This window comes from Piscinibacter sp. (assembly GCF_050175855.1).
In the GTDB taxonomy this organism is placed as follows: domain Bacteria; phylum Pseudomonadota; class Gammaproteobacteria; order Burkholderiales; family Burkholderiaceae_C; genus Piscinibacter.
In genome coordinates this window covers 1-5167 of record NZ_JBFXIO010000367.1, presented here as the reverse complement: position 1 = coordinate 5167, position 5167 = coordinate 1, and the positions used below count along the sequence as shown (strand labels likewise).

Sequence of the window (5167 nt, the reverse complement as noted above, 5' to 3'; positions counted from 1 at the left end):
ACCGCCGCGTCGGCGCAGCTGGCCTTGACCTCGAAGACGAAGGGCAGGGCGCGGTCGAGCCCGGTGGCGCTGACGATCCTGTCGGCCAGCGTCAGGTTGCACGAGGTCGACTTGGCGGCCACGAAGTGCTGGTACACCGCCGCGGCGATGCCGCCGAAGGCCGCCAGTGCCGTCAGGCCGGCGAAGGCGATGCGCCCGGGCAGGAAGGCGCCGGCGAGCGCCAGGAGCGCGATCACCACGAACAGCAGCCGCTGCAGGATGCACCAGGGGCAGGGTTGCATGTCCCACACGTACTGCGTGAACAGCGCGGCGCAGACCGCGCCGATCGAAAGTACCGCGATGGCGACCAGCCAGCCGCGTTGGGTGAGTCTCATCGCGTTCAAGCCACCTGGGCGATCAGCTCGATCTCGACGCACGCGCCCAGCGGGATCTGCGCCACGCCGAAGGCGCTGCGCGCATGGGCACCCTTCTCACCGAACACCGCACCGAGCAGCTCCGAGCAGCCATTGGTGACCAGATGCTGTTCGGTGAAGGCCGGCGTGCTGTTGACCAGGCTCATCACCTTGACGATGCGTTCGACCTTGTTGAGGTCGCCCACTGCCGCATGCAGCGTGCCGAGCAGGTCGATGGCCACCGCGCGCGCGGCCTGCGCGCCAGTGGCGGTGTCGATCTCGCCGCCGAGCTGGCCCACCCAGGGTTTGCCGTCGCGGCGGGCGATGTGGCCGGAGAGGAAGACGAGGTTGCCGGTGCGCACGAAGGGCACGTAGGCGGCGGCCGGCACGGCCACCGGCGGCAGCGTGATGCCGAGTTCAGCGAGGCGGTCGTAGACGTTGGACATGGTGTTCCTTGGGGGCAGGCGGTGCGGGGCGCAGATCCTACACTGCGCTGCATGGGAGGACCGGCCACCGAACCGGCGAGTGTGCTCCGCGGGTTCGCGGCCTTGCTGGCCGTGCCGGCGGGCGTGGCATTGCAGTTGCAGCAGCGCGAGCTGCTCGACGCGGCGAGCTACCTCCTTCTGGCCCTGCTCGGCGCCATCGCGGGCCTGGCGGCGTTGCGCCGGCACCGTGTGGACGTGCTGGCGCTGGCCGCTCTGGCGCTTCTGGGCTTCGCCAGCACCGGTTGGCGCGCCACGCAGCGGCTGGCCGAGCCGCTCGATGCCGCCATCGAAGGGCGCGACCTGCGCCTGACCGGCATCGTCGCCAGCCTGCCGCAGCACGGGCCGAACGGGGTCCGCTTCCGCTTCGAGGTCGAGCACGCGACGGCGGCCGGCGAGCCGGTGGCGGTGCCGCGCCGCGTGGCGCTGGGCTGGTACAGCGGCTTCCATGAAGACGCGACGCTGCTGCAGCCACAGCGCGAGCTGCGCGCCGGGCAGCGCTGGACCTTCAACGCCCGGCTGCGCCGGCCGCATGGCCAGCTCAACCCGCACGGCTTCGACTTCGAACTGCTGCTGTTCGAGCAAGGCGTGCGCGCCACCGGCTACGTGCGCGACGCACCGGCACAAGGCGTCGAACAGACCCTGGCCTACCCGGTGGAGCGGCTGCGCCAGCGGGTGCGCGACGCGGTCGGGGCGCGCGTCGCCGACCCCCGCGCCGCCGGCGTGCTGGCGGCCCTGTCGGTGGGCGACCAGGGCGCGATCGAGCGCGAGGACTGGGAGCTGTTCCGCGCCACCGGCCTGGCCCACCTGATGGTGATCAGCGGCGTGCACATCACCATGTTCGGCTGGCTGGCCGCGGCACTGATCGGCCTGCTGTGGCGGCGCAGCCGGCGAGCGATGCACGGGCTGCCGGCGCCGCAGGCCGCGCGCTGGGGCGGCCTGCTGATCGCCACCGCCTACGCGGTCTTCGCCGGCTGGGGCGTGCCGGCGCAGCGCACGGTGTGGATGCTGGCCACCGTGGTGCTGCTGCGCAGCCTCGGCCTGCGCTGGCCCTGGCCGCTGGTGCTCGCGCTGGCGGCGCTGGTGGTGACGCTGGCCGACCCGTGGGCGCTGCTGCAGCCGGGCTTCTGGCTCTCCTTCGCGGCCGTCGGGCTGCTGATGGCCTCCGAGCCCGTGCGCGACGAAGCAGCCGCACAGGCGGCTCTTCACGGCACGCTCGCGCAACGCGCTGGCGCGGTGCTGCGCGGCGGGCTGCGCACGCAGATCGTCGCCATGCTCGGCCTGGCACCGCTGACGCTGATCTTCTTTCAGCAGGTTTCGGCGGTCGGCTTCGTTGCCAACCTGGTGGCCATTCCCCTGGTCACGCTGGTGATTACGCCGCTGGCGCTGGCCGGCAGCCTCCTGCCGCCATTGTGGACCCTGGCCGCCGCCGTGTTGCAACCCTTCAGCGTCGTGCTGCAGTGGCTGGCGGCGCTGCCGCTGTCGGTCTGGTTCGTGCCGGTGGTGCTGGGCTGGGCGCAGGCGGCAGCGCTGCTGGCCGGTACATTGGCCGTGATGCCGCTGCCCTGGCGCTGGCGGCTGCTGGCCGTGCCGCTGGCGCTGCCCCTGCTGGCCACGCCACCCGAGCGGCCGCCGGCGGGTCACTACGAGCTGCTCGCCGTCGACGTGGGGCAGGGCACGGCGGTGCTGGTGCGCACGCGCAACCACCTGCTCGTCTACGACGCCGGCCCGCAGTACGCCCGCGACAGCGATGCCGGCCGGCGCGTGCTGCTGCCGCTGCTGCGCGCCCGCGGCGAGCGCCGCATCGACCGCCTGGTGCTCAGCCACCGCGATACCGACCACGTCGGCGGCGCCCGTGCGCTGCTCGCGGCGCTGCCGGTCGCGGCGACCTCGAGCTCGCTGCCGCCCGAGCACCCGCTGGTGGCGGCCTCACCCGCCCACCAGCCCTGCGCCGCGGGTCAGACCTGGGTGTGGGACGGCGTGCGCTTCGAGTTCCTGCACCCGCTCGAGGGCGAGGGCGAACCGACGGCGCGGCCCAACACGCGCTCCTGCGTGCTGCGCGTCGCCGCCGCTGACCGCCCGGCGACGCTGCTGGCCGGCGACATCGAGCGCGAGCAGGAGCTGCGCCTGGCCGGGCGCCACGGCGAGGCGCTGCGCGCCGGCGTGCTGCTGGCGCCGCACCACGGCAGCCGCACCTCGTCGACAGCGCTGTTCCTCGACGCCGTGCAGCCGCAGGTGGCGGTGGTGCAGGCCGGCTACCGCAACCGCTTCGGCCATCCGGCCGAGGAGGTGGTGGCGCGCTACCGGGCGATCGGCACGACGGTCGTCGGCAGCCCCGCGTGCGGGGCGTGGCACTGGCAGTCCGACACCGGCGGCAAGGGCTCGTGCCAGCGCGAGACCGGCCGGCGCTACTGGCATTCCTCCCTCGCCGACGCGGCTTCCGGGCGGTGAGTGGCCTGCTTTTTGCTACCCTGCCTGCCGAGGAGACGGACCCGATGAGACCGAGTTTCGACGAGATGCACGCCACCAGTGCCACGGTGCGCGAGCACTACCAGGGCTACGACCGCTGGCTGGCGCAGCAGCCGCGCGACGTGATGAAGTCGCGCCGCGAAGAGGCGGAGATGATCTTTCGCCGCGTCGGCATCACCTTCGCGGTCTACGGCGCCAAGGACGAAGACGGCTCCGGCACCGAGCGGCTCATCCCCTTCGACCTGATCCCGCGCGTGATCCCGGCGCACGAGTGGAGCGAGATGGAGAAGGGCCTGGCGCAGCGGGTGACGGCGCTGAACCGCTTCATCCACGACGTTTACCACGGCCAGGAGATCATCCGCGCCGGCCTGGTGCCGGCCGACCAGATCTTCAAGAACGCGCAGTTCCGCCCCGAGATGATGGGCGTGGACGTGCCCGGCGGCGTGTACTCGCACATCAGCGGCATCGACATCGTGCGCGCCGCCAACGCCGACGGCAGCGGCAGCTACTACGTGCTCGAGGACAACCTGCGCGTGCCCAGCGGCGTGAGCTACATGCTGGAGAACCGCAAGATGATGATGCGGTTGTTCCCCGAGCTGTTCAGCCAGCATCGCGTCGAGCCGGTGGCGCACTACCCCGACATGCTGCTGGAGACGCTGCGCGCGGTGGCGCCCGCCGCGGTGAACGAGCCGACGGTGGTGGTGCTCACGCCCGGCATGTACAACAGCGCCTACTTCGAGCACGCCTTCCTGGCGCAGCAGATGGGCGTGGAACTGGTCGAGGGCCAGGACCTGTTCGTCAAGGACAACTTCGTCTACATGCGCACCACGCAAGGCCCCAAGCGCGTGGACGTGATCTACCGCCGCGTCGACGACGACTTCCTCGACCCGCTGGCCTTCCGGCCCGATTCCACGCTCGGCTGTGCGGGGCTGCTGTCGGTCTACCGCGCCGGCAACGTGACGCTGTCCAACGCCATCGGCACCGGTATCGCCGACGACAAGTCGATCTACCCCTACGTGCCGAAGATGGTCGAGTTCTACCTCGGCGAGAAGCCGATCCTGAACAACGTGCCGACCTACCTCTGTCGCGAGGCCGACGACCTGAAGTACGTGCTCGACCACCTCGGCGAACTGGTGGTGAAGGAGGTACACGGCGCCGGCGGCTACGGCATGCTGGTCGGCCCGGCGGCGACGAAGCAGGAGATCGCCGACTTCCGCAAGGCGCTCGAAGCCAACCCCGAGGGCTACATCGCACAGCCCACACTGGCGCTCTCGACCTGCCCCACGTTCGTGGAGAGCGGCATCGCGCCGCGCCACATCGACCTGCGGCCCTTCGTGCTGTCGGGCAAGACGGTGCAGATGGTGCCGGGCGGCCTGACGCGCGTGGCCCTGAAGGAGGGTTCGCTGGTCGTGAACTCGTCGCAGGGCGGGGGCACGAAGGACACCTGGGTGCTGGAGGCCTGAAGGAGAACATCATGCTGTCCCGCACCGCCGATCACCTCTTCTGGATGTCGCGCTACATGGAGCGCGCCGAGAACACCGCGCGCATGCTCGACGTCAACTACCAGACCTCGCTGCTGCCGCAATCCGCCGACGCCGCCGAGAAGGGCTGGAAGGGCCTGCTGGGCATCTCCGAGCTCAGCGGCGATTTCGCCAAGCGCTACGACGGCGCCATCAGCGCGCGCAACGTCATGCAGTACATGGTGGCCGACGCGCAGAACCCGTCGAGCATCCGCTCCTGCCTGATGGCCGCGCGCGAGAACGCCCGCGCGGTGCGCGGCACGCTCACCACCGAGGTCTGGGAGACGCAGAACCAGACCTGGCT

At 71.4% G+C, this 5167-nt stretch carries 5 protein-coding genes; 3 read left to right on the top strand and 2 right to left on the bottom strand.

Translation table 11 applies throughout. From position 1 onward, the window contains the following. On the bottom strand, positions 1-374 hold a 374-nt coding region (locus AB7U92_RS21525; protein WP_428581879.1), incomplete at its 3' end, for a disulfide bond formation protein B. Between the two features lie 5 nt (positions 375-379). Further along, a complete protein-coding gene (locus tag AB7U92_RS21520; protein WP_428581876.1) occupies positions 380-838 on the bottom strand; it encodes a RidA family protein in 459 nt (152 codons plus the stop codon). A 51-nt stretch (positions 839-889) separates the two neighbouring features. On the opposite strand from AB7U92_RS21520, the gene AB7U92_RS21515 reads away from it, so the two are divergent. From AB7U92_RS21515 to AB7U92_RS21505, 3 genes are all read left to right on the top strand, one after another. Continuing rightward, complete coding sequence (locus AB7U92_RS21515; RefSeq protein ID WP_428581873.1) at positions 890-3325, top strand: DNA internalization-related competence protein ComEC/Rec2; 2436 nt, start codon at positions 890-892, stop codon at positions 3323-3325. A gap of 44 nt (positions 3326-3369) precedes the next feature. Then, the gene (locus AB7U92_RS21510) at positions 3370-4806 is read left to right on the top strand and encodes a circularly permuted type 2 ATP-grasp protein (RefSeq protein ID WP_428581870.1); all 1437 of its coding nucleotides are present in this window, start codon (positions 3370-3372) and stop codon (positions 4804-4806) included. 11 nt (positions 4807-4817) lie between these two features. Beyond that, on the top strand, positions 4818-5167 hold a 350-nt coding region (locus AB7U92_RS21505; RefSeq protein ID WP_428581867.1), incomplete at its 3' end, for an alpha-E domain-containing protein.

What these genes read in the sequence shown, in the direction of transcription:
- AB7U92_RS21510 (WP_428581870.1), top strand. Translation starts at nt 3,370, where the DNA reads ATGAGACCGAGTTTCGACGAGATGCACGCCACCAGTGCCACGGTGCGC.
- AB7U92_RS21515 (WP_428581873.1), top strand. Translation starts at nt 890, where the DNA reads ATGGGAGGACCGGCCACCGAACCGGCGAGTGTGCTCCGCGGGTTCGCG.
- AB7U92_RS21520 (WP_428581876.1), bottom strand. Translation starts at nt 838, where the DNA reads ATGTCCAACGTCTACGACCGCCTCGCTGAACTCGGCATCACGCTGCCG.